This is a genomic window from Brevibacterium sp. 50QC2O2 (assembly GCF_024580675.1).
Classification (GTDB): domain Bacteria; phylum Actinomycetota; class Actinomycetes; order Actinomycetales; family Brevibacteriaceae; genus Brevibacterium; species Brevibacterium moorei.
This window is the reverse complement of the sequence record NZ_JANIJZ010000001.1, coordinates 36,869-52,739: the sequence shown is the minus strand read 5'-3', so window position 1 is coordinate 52,739 and position 15,871 is coordinate 36,869. Positions and strand designations below refer to the sequence as shown.

At 69.4% G+C, this 15,871-nt stretch carries 14 protein-coding genes and 1 tRNA gene; 5 read left to right on the top strand and 10 right to left on the bottom strand.

What is annotated here, in order from left to right:
• Window positions 1-109: 109 nt before the first annotated feature.
• A complete protein-coding gene (locus NQ038_RS00235; protein WP_257061355.1) occupies window positions 110-1,189 on the top strand; it encodes a ribonuclease H family protein in 1,080 nt (359 codons plus the stop codon).
• Between the two features lie 4 nt (window positions 1,190-1,193).
• On the opposite strand, the gene NQ038_RS00230 is transcribed toward NQ038_RS00235, so the two are convergent.
• On the bottom strand, window positions 1,194-2,345 hold the full coding sequence (locus tag NQ038_RS00230; protein WP_257061353.1) for an MBL fold metallo-hydrolase: 1,152 nt from the start codon (window positions 2,343-2,345) through the stop codon (window positions 1,194-1,196).
• A 159-nt stretch (window positions 2,346-2,504) separates the two neighbouring features.
• Between NQ038_RS00230 and NQ038_RS00225 the strand changes: the two genes are divergently transcribed.
• Both NQ038_RS00225 and NQ038_RS00220 read left to right on the top strand, forming a co-directional pair.
• Entirely contained in the window at window positions 2,505-3,944 is a 1,440-nt protein-coding gene (locus NQ038_RS00225) for an MFS transporter (RefSeq protein ID WP_257061351.1), read from the top strand.
• 102 nt (window positions 3,945-4,046) lie between these two features.
• Complete coding sequence (locus NQ038_RS00220; protein ID WP_257050011.1) at window positions 4,047-4,601, top strand: isochorismatase family protein; 555 nt, start codon at window positions 4,047-4,049, stop codon at window positions 4,599-4,601.
• Between the two features lie 115 nt (window positions 4,602-4,716).
• Here NQ038_RS00220 and NQ038_RS00215 read toward each other — a convergent pair whose 3' ends face one another.
• Window positions 4,717-6,012, bottom strand: coding sequence for an FAD-dependent monooxygenase (locus tag NQ038_RS00215; RefSeq protein ID WP_257061350.1), 1,296 nt, complete (start codon window positions 6,010-6,012; stop codon window positions 4,717-4,719).
• A 61-nt stretch (window positions 6,013-6,073) separates the two neighbouring features.
• Between NQ038_RS00215 and NQ038_RS00210 the strand changes: the two genes are divergently transcribed.
• Entirely contained in the window at window positions 6,074-6,703 is a 630-nt protein-coding gene (locus NQ038_RS00210; protein ID WP_257061349.1) for a TetR/AcrR family transcriptional regulator, read from the top strand.
• 129 nt (window positions 6,704-6,832) lie between these two features.
• Here the strand turns inward: NQ038_RS00210 and NQ038_RS00205 are convergent, their stop codons facing one another.
• A complete protein-coding gene (locus tag NQ038_RS00205; protein ID WP_257061348.1) occupies window positions 6,833-7,348 on the bottom strand; it encodes an OsmC family protein in 516 nt (171 codons plus the stop codon).
• Between the two features lie 139 nt (window positions 7,349-7,487).
• Here NQ038_RS00205 and NQ038_RS00200 point away from each other — a divergent pair, with 139 nt between their 5' ends.
• Complete coding sequence (locus NQ038_RS00200) at window positions 7,488-8,540, top strand: PrsW family intramembrane metalloprotease (RefSeq protein ID WP_257061347.1); 1,053 nt, start codon at window positions 7,488-7,490, stop codon at window positions 8,538-8,540.
• Here the strand turns inward: NQ038_RS00200 and NQ038_RS00195 are convergent.
• The 7 genes from NQ038_RS00195 to NQ038_RS00165 form a co-directional block, all read right to left on the bottom strand.
• Window positions 8,468-9,664 (bottom strand): pyridoxal phosphate-dependent aminotransferase, encoded by a 1,197-nt coding sequence (locus tag NQ038_RS00195; protein ID WP_257061346.1) that lies wholly within the window; start codon window positions 9,662-9,664, stop codon window positions 8,468-8,470. The two genes, NQ038_RS00200 and NQ038_RS00195, sit on opposite strands and share 73 nt — an antisense overlap.
• A gap of 182 nt (window positions 9,665-9,846) precedes the next feature.
• A tRNA-Ser gene (locus tag NQ038_RS00190) sits at window positions 9,847-9,935 on the bottom strand.
• Between the two features lie 99 nt (window positions 9,936-10,034).
• A complete protein-coding gene (locus NQ038_RS00185) occupies window positions 10,035-10,739 on the bottom strand; it encodes a hypothetical protein (protein ID WP_257061345.1) in 705 nt (234 codons plus the stop codon).
• The gene (locus tag NQ038_RS00180) at window positions 10,736-11,872 is read right to left on the bottom strand and encodes a DUF1707 domain-containing protein (RefSeq protein WP_257061344.1); all 1,137 of its coding nucleotides are present in this window, start codon (window positions 11,870-11,872) and stop codon (window positions 10,736-10,738) included. The genes NQ038_RS00185 and NQ038_RS00180 overlap by 4 nt, the downstream gene beginning before the upstream one ends.
• A 9-nt stretch (window positions 11,873-11,881) precedes the next feature.
• Window positions 11,882-12,856 carry a DUF1707 domain-containing protein gene (locus NQ038_RS00175; RefSeq protein ID WP_257061342.1) on the bottom strand — a complete coding sequence of 325 codons (975 nt, stop codon included), beginning with the start codon at window positions 12,854-12,856 and terminating at the stop codon, window positions 11,882-11,884.
• Complete coding sequence (locus NQ038_RS00170; protein WP_257061341.1) at window positions 12,853-13,866, bottom strand: DUF1707 domain-containing protein; 1,014 nt, start codon at window positions 13,864-13,866, stop codon at window positions 12,853-12,855. Before NQ038_RS00170 ends, NQ038_RS00175 begins: the two co-directional genes overlap by 4 nt.
• Before the next feature lie 10 nt (window positions 13,867-13,876).
• The gene (locus tag NQ038_RS00165; protein ID WP_257061340.1) at window positions 13,877-15,766 is read right to left on the bottom strand and encodes a hypothetical protein; all 1,890 of its coding nucleotides are present in this window, start codon (window positions 15,764-15,766) and stop codon (window positions 13,877-13,879) included.
• Between the last annotated feature and the right edge of the window lie 105 nt (window positions 15,767-15,871).

Genomic DNA, 15,871 nt, shown 5'->3' with positions numbered 1-15,871 from the left:
GCCTCTATTACAGCACTCCGCACCGACTCGGTGCGACAGGGGTCACAAGGTCGCACCCTCTGTCAGTGCCCCGTCGTAGGATCGTGTGCAGAGGGAAGGGAGGAACGCCATGCCGACTCCACACCCCCTGACGCCCCGACAGTGGCTGTCCACGCAGAATCCGACACCGCCACCGCCCCTGGTGTCCGATCTCCACGATCCCACGGTGACCCCCACCTGCGTCATCATGGAGTCGGACCAGACCGCGGGACTGCTCCTCTACGTAGCCGGCACTGTCCGCGACGGCGGGCTGCGCTTCGACCTCGAATTCGGCGGGTCCGGTCCCGTCGACGAACTCCCCACGATCTGGGACCACATCGCCCGGGCACATCCCGGGCGTTCCGTCATCATCGCCTGTTCGGGGTTCCACTCCACCGCGGTGCACGCCGCCTGCGCCGCCCTGGCCGTCGACTGCGGGCTGCCGGTGGATCGGATCGCCCAGGTGTCCGCCCGCGCCCGCTCCCACCTGTTCACCTACCGCCCGGCCCTGTGCCGGGCCGGGGCGACCCTCCTGAACGTGGCCGAGCTGGACCGGCGCATGGCGGAGCTGGCCACCCAGGACGCGGACCCCGGACAGCAGCCGCGCATCGTGCGCCCGCCCACTTCGTGGCAGCCGGCCCTGCACAGCAGGGACTACCGGTGCCGCGGCTCCTTCGACACCGTCTACACCGACGGCTCGCTCATCCACTTCACCGGCCAGGGGGCCGGTTGCGCGCTGGCCTCCGACGGCCGTTGGGTGGTCTCCCCCGTCGCCAACGCCCACAATCCGCTCCACGCCGAACTCGAAGCCGTCTACAACGCGCTGTGCCTGTCGCTGTACTCGGACGCGCCGCGAATCACCATCGTGACGGACTCCCAGCAGACGGTACAGCTGTTGCAGATGGAGCCCAGGATGGCACTGCGACTGCCCTGGCTGGACTCGTGGAACAACACCGTTCTGCGCCGCGCCCACCGGCTGCTCGCACACGGACCCGCACAGATCTCCCTGCGCTGGACCAGGGGCCATAACGGAGATCCGCTCAACGAGGCCTGCGACCGGGTCGCCCGCTTCGTCGCGCGGGCCCGCGGTTGGGACCTGTTGGGCGGGGTCACCGCCTCGCGGGTGGAGGAGATCATCGCCGACGAGGTGCGCTCGCGCGGCGGCGACTAGCGGCTCAGTCGAGCGTCTGCTCGCCCACCGGCAGTCCCAGGTAGTACATATGGGCGGCGGTCTCCGCGAGCGCTGCATACAGGTTGAAGTCGTGCAGGGCCGCGAAACCGCGGGACCAGTGCAGCCCCTGGGCCAGGGAGTACACGGAGTGGTCATCGGTTTCGGCCAGCCGCGCGCGGATCTCGTCGAGGCGCTGCGCGTGGTGCTCGGAGATCGCCTGCGCGCGCTCGTGCAGGCCGGCGAAGCGGAAGCCGTGGGCCGGCAGCACCTGCAGATCGGCGTCGAGTCCCTGCATCCGGTCCAGGGATTTCAGGTAGTCGCCGAGGCTGTGGGTCAGCGAGCCGGAGTCCAGGCCGATGTTCGGGGTGATGGTGGGCAGCACGTGGTCCCCGGAGATGAACGCCGCATGGTCCTCGTCGATGAAGGCCGTGTGGCCGTAGGTGTGGCCGGGAGTCCACAGGCCACGCACCGTGCGCCCGGTCAGCGGCAGCACGTCCTGATCGTGCATGACGATGAGGTTCTGCGGCGGGGCGAAGGGCACGGCGGGGCGGTCGCCGAAGTGTTCGGCGGCCTCGGCCCCGGAATCCGGTGCCGCGGAAGCCGCGGCGGCGCTCTTGCCCAGTGCCTCGATGAGCGCGGTGGCAGAGCTCTGTCCGGCGGTCTTCCGGCCGGCACCCCGGCGGTCGACCTCGGTGCGGCGTTCCTCCGGGACCCCGCACAGGGAGACGATGTCGACGTCCGCGGCGGCGCCGTTGGAGGGGTTGACCTGGCCCAGAGCGAAGGTCTGCAGGGCCTCCAGGTCGTGCCGCTGCAGGGCCACCCACATATCGGGGTTGTGCTGCAGGAGCTGGGGCACCAGGCCCAGGTGGTCCCGGTGGTAGTGGGTGATGGCCACGCCGTTGACCTGATCGGGGCGGAAGCCGATCTGCGCCAGGCCCTCGGTCAGCCGCTGCATCTGTTCGAGCCCGTCCCAGCCAGGGTCGATGAGGCTGACGCCGGTGTCCTCGAGCAGCGCATAGCAGTAGGTGTAGACCAGCGGGTTGTTGGGAATCGGCACTGGGATCGCCCATGTGGCCGGTCCGACCTGTTCAACCGCGGGGGCGATGCGATCCTTCCATCCCTGTTCCTGCGACCTGCTCAGCGCCTCGATGGCCATGCGCCTCAACTCCCTTGTTGACTTCGCCGTGTGCAACGTCGAACTGCCTGCAACGTTGACTTAACGTTCGTTCATTTACATCCACGGCCCACTATAGCGCCGTCACCCGGGAGACGATCCACCGGAGGACTGTATAACCTCGATATTTAGAATGGGTGCATGGAACGCTTCCCGCGCAGACTCCTGGTGCCCATGATCGCCGGCACGATCCTCAACCCGATCAACACCTCGATCGTGGCCGTCGCGCTGGTCCCCATCGGCATCGCGTTCGGCGCTCCACCCGCACAGACCGCCTGGCTGGTCTCCGGGCTCTACATCGCCACCTCGATCGGCCAACCGCTGACCGGCCGCCTGGTCGACGTGTACGGCCCCAAGCGGATGTTCCTGCTCGGCGCCGCCCTGGTGACCGTTGCCGGCATCCTGGCCACCGCCGCACCCACCCTGTGGGTCCTGATCGCAGCCAGGGCACTGTTGGGACTGGGCACCTGCGCCGCCTATCCCGCGTCCATGACACTCATCCGCAGGGTCTGCGACGCCCGGGGACTCGCCAGTCCCGCCGGGGTGCTCACCGCACTCACGATGACGGTCCAGACCGTCGCGGTCGTCGGGCCCACCCTGGGTGGCCTGCTCATCGACATCGGCGGGTGGCGCGCCACCATGGCCGTCAACATCCCGCTCGGGCTGATCGCCCTGGTGCTGGGCAGCCGACTGCTGCCCGACCTCGGCCACAGGGCCGAGGCGGCCGCCGGATCGGATGGCAGCGGCGGGCGGGGCGCGGCCTCGGGGGCCTCCTCTGGTTCGGCGCACCCCGCGTCCGCGGTCCGGGTCCCACTCGACTGGCCGGGGGTCCTCTGCTTCGCCGTCGGCCTGACCGGCCTGCTGCTGTTCCTGATGGAGCCCGACCTGGGCCACCTGTGGGCACTGGTGCCCGGAGTGCTGGCCCTGGCCGGATTCGCCTGGCGCGAGCTGCGAACTGCCGAACCCTTCATCGACCTGCGCGTACTGGGCGCGAATCCGGCCCTGCTGACCACGTACGTGCGCGGTACGACCGTCATGGTCATCCAGTACGGCTTCATCTACGGCTTCACCCAGTGGCTGCAGCAGGGCGCGGGGCTGAGCCCGTCCCTGGTCGGCCTCGTCCTGTTGCCGACCTTCGGCGTGGCCCTGTTGGTCTCCGCCGTCTTCGGGCGCCGCCCGCGCATCCGTGCGAACCTCCTGGTCGGCGGAGTCCTGCAACTCGTCGTCGCAGGGTCCCTCCTGTTGCTGTACCCGGCCACGCCGGTCTGGGTGTACTTCCTGATCACGGCGGTGCTGGGCATCCCCCAGGGACTGCTCAGCCTGTCGAACCAGAATGCGATGTACCACCAGGCCGATCCCGCAACGATCGGAGCGGCGTCCGGACTGTTGCGGACCTTCCAGTACCTGGGTGCCGTCACAGCCTCGGCGGTCTCGGGTCTGGTGTTCGGCGCACGCGCCGACACCCCCGGAATGCATTCCCTGGCCTGGGTGATGGTGATCGTCGCGGTGCTCACCATCGTCCTGACGGCGGGCGACCGCAGCCTGGCGCGGCTGCCGCGGTCGGACGGGAAATCGAAATAGGACCCCCGGTGCCAGGACCGGGCGCCGGGGCCTGGCCGGGCGCCCGGTCATCCGGCCACCCGAACAAGCACCCAACCGAACACGAACGATAGAGGAGTCATCATGACACTTTCGACCATCGACCCGAAGACGGCCCTGCTCATCGTCGATCTGCAGAAGGGAATCGCGGGCACGGACCACCCGGTCATCGACGCGGTGGTGGACCGCTCCGCCCGCCTGGCCGGGGCCTTCCGGGCGGCCGGGCAGACCGTGGTGCTCATCAACGTCGCCGGAGCCCCCGGTGGGCGGACCGAGTCAAACAGGGGAGCCGCCCCCGTCCAGCGGCCCGCCGGCTGGACGGAACTGCGCCCGGAGCTGGAGCGCGACGCCGACGACGTCCTCATCACCAAGCACACCTGGGGCGCCTTCCACGGCACCGACTTGGACGCGCAGCTGCGCGAGCGCGGAGTCACGCAGGTTTTCGTCACGGGGATCGCGACCTCGAAGGGCGTCGAGTCCACCGCGCGCGGCGCCCATGAGCACGGCTACCACGTGGTGCTGGTGACCGATGCGATGTTCGACCGGGATTCCCGAGCGCACGAGTCCGCGATCGAGTTGATCTTCCCGCAGCTGGGCGAAGTCACGACCACGGCCGAGGTGCTGGACCGGCTGGGCTGATCCGGTCCGTCGGGTGCCGTGTCCCGGCCTCGGCATCACATGCGCAAACCTGCAGTACATGCGCGTATATGCGTATGTACTGCAGGTTTGCGCATGTGATGTGGCGGGCAGGCGGCTAGAGCAGTGCGGTCAGATCCGCGTTGCGGTTCCTGATCATCGGCACGTGCTTGAGCAGCCTGCCGACGATCGGGTTCTTGATCATCTTGCGGCGCTGGCCGACGCTCTTGTTCCGCTTGTCCAGTTCCGCCTGGGTCAGCGATACGAAGTTCTTCCGGCCCTGAGTCGCCCCCTCCTTCTGGAAGTTCGCGATCTTGGGCCGCATCACCGTCTCCCAGCCGTCCAGCGCCGCATCCAGGTCGTCGGGGTGCTTGCGCAGGGCCGCGCCCAGCAGATCGGCCCCGCCGATCCCGGAGGTCGCGCCCATCCCCGAGTACAGGGTGGGGCACCAGGCGGAATCGCCCACCAGGACGACGCGGCCGCGGTGCCAGCTGTCCATTTTCACCTGTTCGGTGGTGTCGTAGAGGAACTCATCGGCCCGATCCAGCTGGTCCAGGGAGTACTCCATGTACGCGCCGTACGGCTGATCGCCGAAGACCTCTCTGATGTGCTGTTTGGGATCGAGCTTCCGTTCCGCTCCGGGATCGTCCGAGGCCCAGGTGAACAGCACGGTGGCGGGGTGGTCGGCGAAGGGGAAGACCCAGAACGCCTTGCCCACCTCGGTCAGGATGACGCCCTGATCGGGCTTGAGCCCCGGCGGGTTCTCCGGCAGTTCGAAGGCGCAGATCATGGTGCCGAGTTCGTGCAGATACTTCTGTGCAGGCCCGAAGACCATTTCGCGGACCTGGGAGTGGATGCCGTCGGCTCCCACCAGCAGCTCGTACTCCTCCTGGGTCCTCTCCCCCGTCGTGGAGTCCTCCAGGGTCACGCGCACCCCGGAGGCGTTCTGCCAGATATCGACAGGACGGGTGTTGTAGCGGATCTCCACATCGTCGGGCAGGGCGTCGAAGGTCGCCTGTTCCACATCGCCGCGCAGCATCATCCACGGCCCGAAGTCCGCCGGGGCATCGGCGAATCCCAGGGTGTCGCCGATGATCCCGGTGCGGTCGATCGCGAAGTTCTGCGAGGCCGGGCTGCGCCGGTCGTGCAGACCGGGCAGCGCGCCCAGATGGTCCGCTGCGATCCGCCCCAGGCCGAACAGGCCGATGAAGTATCCGCCGCGGCGGCGCGCCGGGGCCTTCTCCACGATCACGGGCTCCCAGCCCGACTGCTTGAGCGCGATCGCCGAGGCGATGCCGCTGATGCCCAGCCCCACCACCAGGGCACGCCTGCCCCTGGTGCCCTGGTTCATGGCGCCCCGGCTCCCGGCGTCCTGCTGATTCGTCTGCCCCGCGAGGCCCTTTTCTGTGCTCATGTAAATAAGATACACCCTGCATCTTATTGCGAAGGCGAATTTTCCTGGGAGAATACAGAATGTGAGTGAGCAGAGCAGGGATGCGGGCACGGCACCCCGGACCCGCAGGCGCGGCACCGAATTGGAAGACGCGATCCACGAGGCCGTCCTGGCCGAACTGCGCGAGCACGGCTATGCGGGAGTCGGCTTCGCCGGTGTCGCCAAGCGCGCGCGGACCAGCCGGCCCGTCCTGGCCCGGCGGTACGCCTCCCGCGCCCAGATGGTCGCGGCGGCAGTCACATCGAACTTCGAGCCGCCGGAACCCGGCGGCGCCGGTCCGGCCGCGGCCACTATGCGAACCGGACTGATCGACCTCTTCACCGCGATCTCGGCCCCCAGCCGGCGCCTCGGCCCCCAGACCAGCCGGGCACTGCTGGGCGAGGCGGATCAGGAACTGCTGGACGAACTCATGGCCGGGCTACCGGGCGACGCCGAACTGGCCGCCAGGGTCGAATCATTCCTCCGCGACATCACCACGGCCGCCCGCGCGCGCGGCGAACTCGGCCCCAGAGACATCCCCGCCCACGTTCTCACCGCACCTTTGGCCGTCCTCAGGTTCGCGGTGCTCGAGCGCGAGGTCGACGATGCGGAACTCGCGCGCATCGTCGACGACATCGCCATCCCCCTGTACCGGGTCACCGCGCAGGGCTAGGCCAGGCCACCGGGGCCGGCTCCAGCGGGGCCCGGCCGTGGCTAGGGGCCGGCTGCTCCAGCGGGACCCGGCCCGTTCAGCTCGACCAGCCAATTCAGCCCGACCGGTCGTTCAGCGCCCCCGGCCCGGTCAGCTCACCTCATCAGAGGCGAGAGCTTCGACGGTGGCGGTGCCCCGGCCGGTCAGCAGCTTCGACATGGGGCAGCGCGCATGGGCGGCCGTCACGACCTCGCGCACCTGCTCGGCGGGCAGGCCCGGCACGTGCACGGCGGCGTGGGGCGCGAACCGGAATTCGCCGGCCGCCTCGCCGAACAGCCGGACGGTGACGGTCACTGTGGACGCGTGCAGTGCCGGGTCCAGGCCGCGTTGCGCGAGCACCTTGGCCACGGCGGAGTTCAGGCACGTGCTCCAGGCCATCCCGAGGAACTGCTCGGGGTTGGCCCCGGCCGCACCGGCCTCGGGCTGCCCCGTCGGCAGGCGCATCCCACCGGCAACCTCGACCCAGCCCGAGGTGCCGCCTCGGTTGCTCACAACGGTTTCGTACAGGGGCGCCGCCGGCTCTCCCGACTCGGCCTGCCCAGCCTGTCCGGCCTGCCCGGCGACCCCGGCCGGCTCGCTCAACGGTTCAAGGTGAGACGTGTCCATGGCCCCAGGCTAATCGGCATGCACGACACACGGGCGCTTTCACAGCTGCGACATAGATTCGCAACAGCCGGCGGCAAGCGGCGGAGCGTTCCATGAACGACATGGGGCAGACGGCCCCGACGCTGCAAGGAGTGCGACCATGACTCTTATACCGGAATACCCGAAATACGCACCCAGGGTCCCTGCGACCGGTCCAACCGCAACCGATCCGACCACAGCAGGTTCGACCGTGGACAGCCCCCGCCGGGGCTACTGGTGGAAGGCAATGCTGGGCGGCCTGGGCCTGTGGGTGCTGACCGTCATCGTCACGATCCTCACCCGCAATGCCAACCTCGTGCCCACCCTGATCCTGGTGGGCAGTTTCCTCGTGCCGTTCTCGGCCAGCCTGCTGGCCATCGAGAAGACGCGGGGCCGGATCAACCCGACGCGGCTGCTCATGGCCTTCTTCGTCGGTGGCATCTTCGGCGTGCTGGCGGCCTCCATCTTCGAGGCCAAGGTCTCCGGCACTCTCACCTCGCTGCTGGCCGCCGGGTTCATCGAAGAAGCGGTCAAGCTGACAGTGCTGGCCTGCGCGGCCCGCCACATCGTGCGCAGGACGCCAGGGCTCGGCGCCTGGCTGGGCGTCGTCGTAGGCGCCGGCTTCGCGGCCTTCGAGTCCGCGGGCTACGCGCTGAACTCCTCGTTGGACGGTGGCGGGATCAATCTGCTGGCGCTGTTGGAGACCGAGGCCCTGCGCGGCCTGCTGGCACCGGCCGGCCACGTCCTGTGGACCGCGATCGTCGGCGCAACACTGTTCGCCGTGCTCGGCCGCCTCGACGCCCGCCGTGCCGCCAAGGCCGGACCCGGGCGGGCCCCGAGTACCGCCCCCATCGCCGCGTGGATCCCGCTGGTGCTGACATACCTGGGCGTAGCCGTGTTACACGCGGCCTGGGACCTCGCCGGCAATATCGCGGGTTACATCGCGGTGGCGGTCACCGGTGCCGGCCGCTACCAGGCCACCTACGGGTTCACACCCGAAGCCGTAGTCGCCGAGGCGCAGAACCTGGCAAACGGGCTCTACCTGGCCGGCGTGATCGTCGTGACCGTGCTGGGCGTCGTGTGGTTGACGGCCTCGGTGCTTCAGTACGAGGCGACCCAGTCGCGCAACCGGCCCAGGCCCGCGCCGATGTCCTCGGCGCTGATCCCGGAGTAGGCCAGGCGGATGTACTCGCGGTCCTCACCGGGCTGGCGGCGGCCGAAGTGCTCGCGGGTGCAGAAGGACACCCCGGTATTGTGCAGGGCGGCCGTCGCGAACTCGCCCACCGAGGTCGCGCCAACGCGTGCCACCGCGTCCGTCACATCGGGGAACAGGTAGAAGGTCGACTGCGGCACCGCCACGTGCATGCCGGGCACCTGGTTGACCAGGCCGGCTGCCACGTCCCGGCGCTGGCGCAGGATCCCGAGCATGTCCGCGACCGAATCCTGCGGCCCGGTCAGCGCGGCCACGCCGGCCCACTGCACATAGTGGTTCGTGCACGATTCGTCGTTCGTGTTCAGGGTGGAGATGACGTCCGCGATCTGCTTGGGCGCCGCTGCGCAGCCCAGCCGAGAGCCCGTCATCGCGTACTTCTTGGAGAAGGTGTAGAGGATGACGGTGCGTTCGGCCATGCCGGGCAGCGAGGCGATCGATTCGGACCGGCCCTCGTAGCGGGTGTCGAAATATGCCTCGTCGGAGAGCACCCACAGGTCGAACTCCTGGGCCAGTTCCGCGAGTGCGCGGCGCTCTTCCGGGGTCGATTCCGCGGAGATCGGGTTCTGCAGGTCGTTGTAGATGATGGCCACCGTGTTATCGGTGATGAGCGAGCGGATCTGGTCGAGGTCCAGCGCGAAGCCGTCCGGGGTCGATTCGTAGCGGTAGGGCACCGCGGTGCCGCCCAGGTATTCGATCTGCGATTCGTAGATCGGGAAGCCGGGATTGGGGTAGAGGACCTCCTGGCCCGGGTTCATCACGGACTGCAGGAACTTCGTGATGACGGGCTTGCCGCCGGTGGTCACCACGATGTTATCCGCGCTCAGGTCCATCCCGCGGGCGGTGCCGATGTCGGCGGCCAGGGCCTCGCGCAGTTCGGGAATGCCCGCGCCGGGGCAGTAGCCGGTGTGGCCGTCGGCGATCGCCCGATCGAGGGCTTCGACGATGTGGCCGGCGGTCGGGATGTCGATATCGCCCAGGTGGAAGGGGTAGACGGTATTGCCGCGGGCCTTCCAGTCCGCGGCGGCCTGGGCCACCGAGAACGAGGTCTCCGTGCCCAGTCGGGTCAGGCGCTGTGCGAGTTCCATGGTTGGCTCCCCTTCGTCGGTCCGGATACGGTGGCCGAGGCCGGGGCGGACCACCGTGTCGCTGTCGCCTCCCAGCTTAGCGAGCCGTGGGGCCTCTCAAACACCACATAAGCGCGGGAACGACCTGCTATAACAGGTTGTTCCCGCGCTTATCCGGTGTTCATGCGCGTACGCACATGATCTGGCGGTGAGTCCGGGATTCGAACCCGGGGAAGGGGTTGCCTTCAACGGTTTTCAAGACCGTCACATTCGGCCGCTCTGTCAACTCACCATGCCCGACCATTCTTCCATATCCCCGGCACCGGACAAATTCACCCGGCCCGGTCCCGCCCGGGGACGCGCCGCGCCACCACCGAGGCCGCGCGCCCGCTCAGCCCTCCGCGTACAGTTTCCGCAGATCCCGCAGGCGATACACGATCACCTGGGGGTCGGACTTCGCATCCGCTGCGAACCGGACCCGCACGACATCCGATTGGGGGCCCCGCTCCGCCCGGCCCTTCACCGGCCCGTGTTCGACCTGCAGGAACGACAACTCGGCCTTGGTCCCCAGATCCTTCCGAGCCCGCTCGACAACCTCTCCGACGTCGAGGTCCCCCGCCGTCCGGACATCGTCGAGCGGGTCGCGCCCGACCTGTGTCGCCTCCGTATAGGCCGGCGCCCGGCCGGGGCGGAATTCCACCTGGCGGTCCCCCGGCAACCCGCCGCTGGGACCCGTGACCAGTTCCGTGGATTCCGGGGACGCGGTAATCGCGAGGATCCGACCGAGCTTCTTCTGCCCGGCGAAATCCACGACCCGGCGCATGGTCGTCGCATCCAGGGTGCGTACATCGGTGAAGTCCCCGGCCAGGTGCGGCAAGTCCTTTGGCGCGGGCTCGTTCCGTCCCGCCTGCGTGATCTGGTGCGTCTGCTGTTCGGGCTCGGGCGGATCGACCGGCCGGGCGGCGTACACCCCCGCCACCGAGCCGAGCACCAGCAGGACGGCGCCGCCGATGAACGGCCCGCTATTGGCAAAGCGCACCCACCGGGCCCACAGTCCCCGGCCGGCACGTGGTTCCTCCGTCGACCCGTCGCTCACAGGAACCTCGCCTCCAACAACTGCGATCCGTCGGTGTTCCAGACCAACATGCCGCCGGCCGGCCCCTGCGGGTCGGACCCCGGGATTCGGCGCAGTTCCACCTGGATCCGGACCTCGTCGGCCGAACCGCCCACCGGTCTGCCCGCTGTCGGGTCCTTCACCAGGGTCAGGCTCGACACCTGCAGGCCTTCCGTCGACCTGTCCGTGCGTCGGCCCAGAACCTCCGGGGCCCGGCTCACCGCCGCGAATACGGTCTGCGCGCTCATATCCCCGGTGTCGAATCCGGGGCGCTTGCCCTCGGGCAGCCAGGGCAGCGGAGCGGCCGGATCGACCTCATGCAGTTCTTCGTCGAAACCGACGGGATCGAAATCGGACCCACCCGAACCGGCCCCGCCGGCGTCCGAGTCGCCGGCACCGGAATCGGACCCGCGGGCGACCATGACCTCGGCCGAGGCGTCCGTGACGACCACCCGCCCCACCGACCTCCCGTCCAGGGCGGTGAGCAGTCCGTGCAGGTATCCATATGACAGGAAGCCATCGGCCAGCGCGCCGCGCGCAGCGGCCCGCCCGGCTTCACCGTCCGGAGCCTCGCCGGCCTCGGCCGCGGGATCGTCCTCGGTTCCCGTCGCCAGTGTCATCCCGATCCCGCCGGCCGCGAATCCCGCCACCAGACAGGCGACCATAGCGCCGGCGACCGCCAGACGACGCCGCAGCGACCGGCGCCCCGCCGCACCGCCGTCCGGGGCGCTGCGATCGTCTTCCGGACTCGATGCCCGCCGGCGCCCCTCGGGTACGAAGCGCGGCGCGGCGCCGTGCTTGCCCGCCCACGGAGGCTCGGCCTCGGCCGACTTCCCGTCTGACCCGGGAGTCCCATCCGACATAGGAGTCCCGTCTGACTTGGCCTCGTTGCCCGGGGGCGGCATGCCCTCGGGCACTGGAATTCCCTGCCGGGGAAGGTCGGTGATCAACTCCTCGAGCCGGGCCAGGCTCCGTGCCCCGTCCACCGCGCGGATCCGCTCGGCGAAGGTGTCATCGTCCAGCCGCCCATCCGCATAGGCTTCGGTGATCGCCTGGCGATATGACTCGCGCTGCAGGAACGACGGCCGGTGACCCGCCTGTGGATTCCGCGTCATCGATTCCCTTCAATCGTCCGTGTACAGTTTCTTGCCCTTGAGGTCGTAGGCGATGGTCGAGGGCTCCCCCGAACCGCTCGGCTCGAACTCCACCTCGATCCGGTCGCCCATCTTCCGATAGTCCTTGTCGAGGTTGCTGTACGAGATGTCGATGCTGCGCATCTCCCCGTCCTGCCCCAGATCCGCCCTGGCCCGCGCCATGATCTGCTGCAGGTCGATCCGCTTGAGGGCCTCCTGATCGTGCAGCGGCTCGAACCGCACGTCCTTGCGGGCCTGCGAGCGCGGGGCCTCCCCCGCGCGGAACACCAGATAGGTCGAGCCCTTCCCCTTGCCCTGCACGTCCACCGTCGTGTAGTCGTCATAGGCCTGCAGGCTCGTCACCGTGCCCTTGGGGCCCTTGTCCGCCACGTAGTCGAGCACCCGGGCGACCGTGTCGGGGGTCAGGGCGGGGACATTGGCGAAGTCCTGCCCGACGGCCGGCAGATCGTCCGGGGCCGGCTGTTGCCGACCGGCCTCGGTGCTCATGTCCCTGCCGGTAGCCGAGTCCTGATTCGCCGCGGCGGAGGCAATCATGTGCACTCCGGTGTAGCCACCGGCGCCGATGGCGACCGTCACCACTAGCACCACCAGGCGGCCGAGGAGTTTGCGGACGTGGGTACCAGACGGTGCCTGGGCCGCGGTGTCACGCCGCGCCCCGCGTGAAGCCTCCCGCCGACGCCGTTTGGCGGCCTCCTTCTTCGCCTTCCGGCGGCTCGCGGCCGTATCCGCAGCGGCCCCGTCAGCGGTTCCGCCCGCCGGGGCCGGGCGCAGTGCGCGGGGATCGTAGGGCAGGTCGGTGAACAGCTTGTCGAGGGCGTCGAAGCTCTGGGCGGATTCCGCAGCGGCCAGGCGTTCCTCGTAGAGTCCCTGGGTCAGGCGCCCGTCGACCAGGGATTCTTGCAGCGCCGCGATATAGGGGGCGCGTTCGGCGTGTGATGGCCTCATCGGCGGGCCTCCAACAGGTGTTTCCCGTCGCCGGACCAGCGCAGATTGGCGTACTGGCCCGATGTTCCGCGCGGGTTGACGGTCACGCTGATCGTCAGGGCCCCGGCCCGCTGCCCGGCGAACGGGGTGCCGGCCAGCCTGTCGATCCGCACCGCGTTGACTTCCAGGCCCTCCTCACCGTCGAGGCCGGTGCGGGCGTGTGCGACCCCCGGCGCCGCCAGGATTGCCGCGTAGACCGCTGCGGGGTCGACTTCCTCCACGGTGAACAGCCCGGCGCTGCCCTTGGCCGGTGAGTAGTCCTCTTCGCTCTCGACTTCTTCCTGCTCACCGGCGTCGTCCAGGGAGATGGTCTGCAGTTTGCGTTTGTCGGCGCTGAGCAGCTCCGCACCCGCCGAATAGGGGTTGAATCTGAGGCTCTCGGCCTTGCGCGTGTTCAGGTTCTCCACGATCCGGGCGATGTATCCGTAGGACATGCGGCCACGGCTGACCGCCACTGGCAGCTCGGCGCCGCCTGCCGCCTGGACCGAATCCGGTGTTCCGGCGCCGGGGCCCGGCGGTCCCATCAGTTCCCGGCCCAGGCCCACCCCGAGGATGAGTCCGACGATGATGGTGCCGGTCATCAACAGCTTGCCGCGTTTGAGTCGGGCTTCCCTGGCCTTGGCGCCCTGGTCGGCGTGGCGTCCGTTCGGTTGCCCCGGCCGGCTGGAACCGCTGGATCCGCGAGAGCGGGAACCGCCGGTACGGCCTCGGGAACCCGTCGACCGGGCGGCGGGTGCGGCCGGCACCTCGATGTCGGCGCGCGGCACGTCGACGACCAGGTCCTCGAGATCGGCCAGGGATTCGGCCATGGCCAACAGGTTCAGCCGGTCCTCGAAGTCCGAGTCGTCCAGCCGGCCCGCCGCGTAGGCCTGCGCCAGGGCATCGCGGTAGGCCTCGCGCTGGGCGTAGGAGGGCCGGTGGCTGCTGACCGGCCCGGTCGTAGCGTTCCCTGGTCGGGGCGCGGTATTCATCTGCCCCGCCTCACCCCTGGAGGACTTGGGCCAGGGCGATGAGCGGAACGGACAGGTAGGGCGGACGATTGCGCAGTTCGGTCACGACTTCGACGAGCAGGCGGTCGATGAGCACGGCGCGCAGGGTCGGATCGTCGTAGCCCAGGCCGGCGCCCACAACGTGCGAATAACCGGAGAGCAGGGCGTTCTGCGCCTGCGAGGACCACAGGTGTTCGGGGGATTCGAGGACCTCCTCGACCTCCTTGCGCGATTGTTTCAGGCCCCGCAGGCTCAGACCGGTGGGCAGCGCGCCCTGTTCCAAGCGCCCGGTGCGGTTCAGCCGCGCATAGCCGGCCGCGTAGTCGATGCTGCGCAGCAGGCCGACCAAATCGACCGAGGCCGGTTGGAGCTTCTCACTGCCCTTGGCCGGGAAGCTGCCGACGGTGAACCCTGTGGTCCGGCCGCTGGATACCTGGTTCAGCGTCAGCGCGCCGTGGATCCGCTGCAGCGGGCCCACGGACGACACCGAGTCCAGCTGCTTCTTGTGCGTGCGCAGAGCCCGGCCCAGGTCGCCCAGGGCCAGGGGTGCGCGCGCCAGCGCCCAGTCGATCCGGTCCTTCCACTTCGACACGAGTTCCAGGGTCGGTTCGCCCTCGCTCTTGAGCACGTCGAATTCGTGTGCCAGGTCCAGGTGCAGGGCGCCCACCCTGCGGCCCAGTGCGGTGGCCTGCCGATTCCAGCTGCCGATCGCCCCCGAGTCGACCCGGCTCGCCACGTCCACGGCCTCGCGCCAGGCCGGCCGGGCCCCGCGTTCGGTGGCGGTGAGCATGGCCAGCGGGGCCGATTCGGTACGCAGGTCCTCGCCGTCGAACCAGCGGCCCGACAACCAGCCGAGCACCGGGCTGACCGCCTCGCAACCGCGCCGTGTCAGGATCAACGGCACCTGGACATTGCCCCCCAGACCCTCGTCGAGCGCACGGTAGAAAGTCAGGATGGCCGGCTGGGCGGGGTCGGCGATGACCACCGAGGTCTCATAGGGCTGGGCGTCCAGGGGTGAGAGCTGCACCGTCTGGGCATCGGCCATGATCTGTGCGGCGCTGCGCCCCGCGCCCGCCGCGGCCCCCGCCAGTCCCTGACCGCCGGTGGTCGGGGGATCGGGGAGCACGGAGTCGGCCGGGTCGTCTGCCAGGTCTGCGCGCAGGGCGGTGGGGATGGGCACCTCGGAGGAGATGGCATCGGCGTCCGCTGCGCTTGTGGACGGATCGGCGGAGTCGGCCGGCGCCGGCGCGTCCGCATCCCATTGTCCGGAGGCCGCCGCGGCGTCGGGGCCGCCGACGGCACCGGCCAATGCCGCTGGCGCCGGGGCGTGTGCCGTACCGGATGCCTGCGCATCAATGGATTCCCCGGCGGAAGCAGAACCCGCAGGGGACGAGGTGGGCAGCATCGCGGCCTGCTGTTGGGCGACCAGCAGGGCGCCTCGGCGCACGGGCTGGGCCAGCACCTGGCCGTCGTCCCATTTGCGTCCCGTGTGCAGGGAGGCCGCGACGGCCTGGACGAACACAGGGTCCGCGGTTCCGTCGTAGACCCACACATGGCCCAGCACCAGGTCCTCGACACGGCCCAGCAGGTGGGGGCGCAGCGGGAAGTTCTCCGTGGTGTGCAGGGTCAGTGGCAGGCTCAGCCGACGGGTCGCAGGTCCCTGCGGCGCTCCCAGCAGCGTGCGCCCCGTGGTCTCCAAGGACACGGAGACGATGACCTGCAGGCCCTGGATGATCTGGTCTTCGACTTCGAATTCGAACAGCCGGGTGGTCGACATGGGGGTGACATCGGGGTCGCTGCCCAGGCCCCGCGGCAGAGGGAACCAGTCCTGGCGTGGCAGCCAGGACGACAGAAGGCGTTCGAGATCACTGCTGATTGCCACTGTGTATCCCCCGGATCGGAAAGCTCGCGATGCTGTTCAAGTTGCTGTTCGCACTGTACGTGCTGTTGGGCGCAGTCGCCCCTCCCAGGTTAACGAACCGGCGGC

Excerpts from the sequence above, each read along its gene's own strand:
- NQ038_RS00235 (WP_257061355.1), top strand. The coding sequence starts at position 110 with ATGCCGACTCCACACCCCCTGACGCCCCGACAGTGGCTGTCCACGCAG.
- NQ038_RS00230 (WP_257061353.1), bottom strand. The coding sequence starts at position 2,345 with ATGGCCATCGAGGCGCTGAGCAGGTCGCAGGAACAGGGATGGAAGGAT.
- NQ038_RS00225 (WP_257061351.1), top strand. The coding sequence starts at position 2,505 with ATGGAACGCTTCCCGCGCAGACTCCTGGTGCCCATGATCGCCGGCACG.
- NQ038_RS00220 (WP_257050011.1), top strand. The coding sequence starts at position 4,047 with ATGACACTTTCGACCATCGACCCGAAGACGGCCCTGCTCATCGTCGAT.
- NQ038_RS00215 (WP_257061350.1), bottom strand. The coding sequence starts at position 6,012 with ATGAGCACAGAAAAGGGCCTCGCGGGGCAGACGAATCAGCAGGACGCC.
- NQ038_RS00205 (WP_257061348.1), bottom strand. The coding sequence starts at position 7,348 with ATGGACACGTCTCACCTTGAACCGTTGAGCGAGCCGGCCGGGGTCGCC.
- NQ038_RS00200 (WP_257061347.1), top strand. The coding sequence starts at position 7,488 with ATGACTCTTATACCGGAATACCCGAAATACGCACCCAGGGTCCCTGCG.
- NQ038_RS00195 (WP_257061346.1), bottom strand. The coding sequence starts at position 9,664 with ATGGAACTCGCACAGCGCCTGACCCGACTGGGCACGGAGACCTCGTTC.
- NQ038_RS00180 (WP_257061344.1), bottom strand. The coding sequence starts at position 11,872 with ATGACGCGGAATCCACAGGCGGGTCACCGGCCGTCGTTCCTGCAGCGC.
- NQ038_RS00175 (WP_257061342.1), bottom strand. The coding sequence starts at position 12,856 with ATGAGGCCATCACACGCCGAACGCGCCCCCTATATCGCGGCGCTGCAA.
- NQ038_RS00170 (WP_257061341.1), bottom strand. The coding sequence starts at position 13,866 with ATGAATACCGCGCCCCGACCAGGGAACGCTACGACCGGGCCGGTCAGC.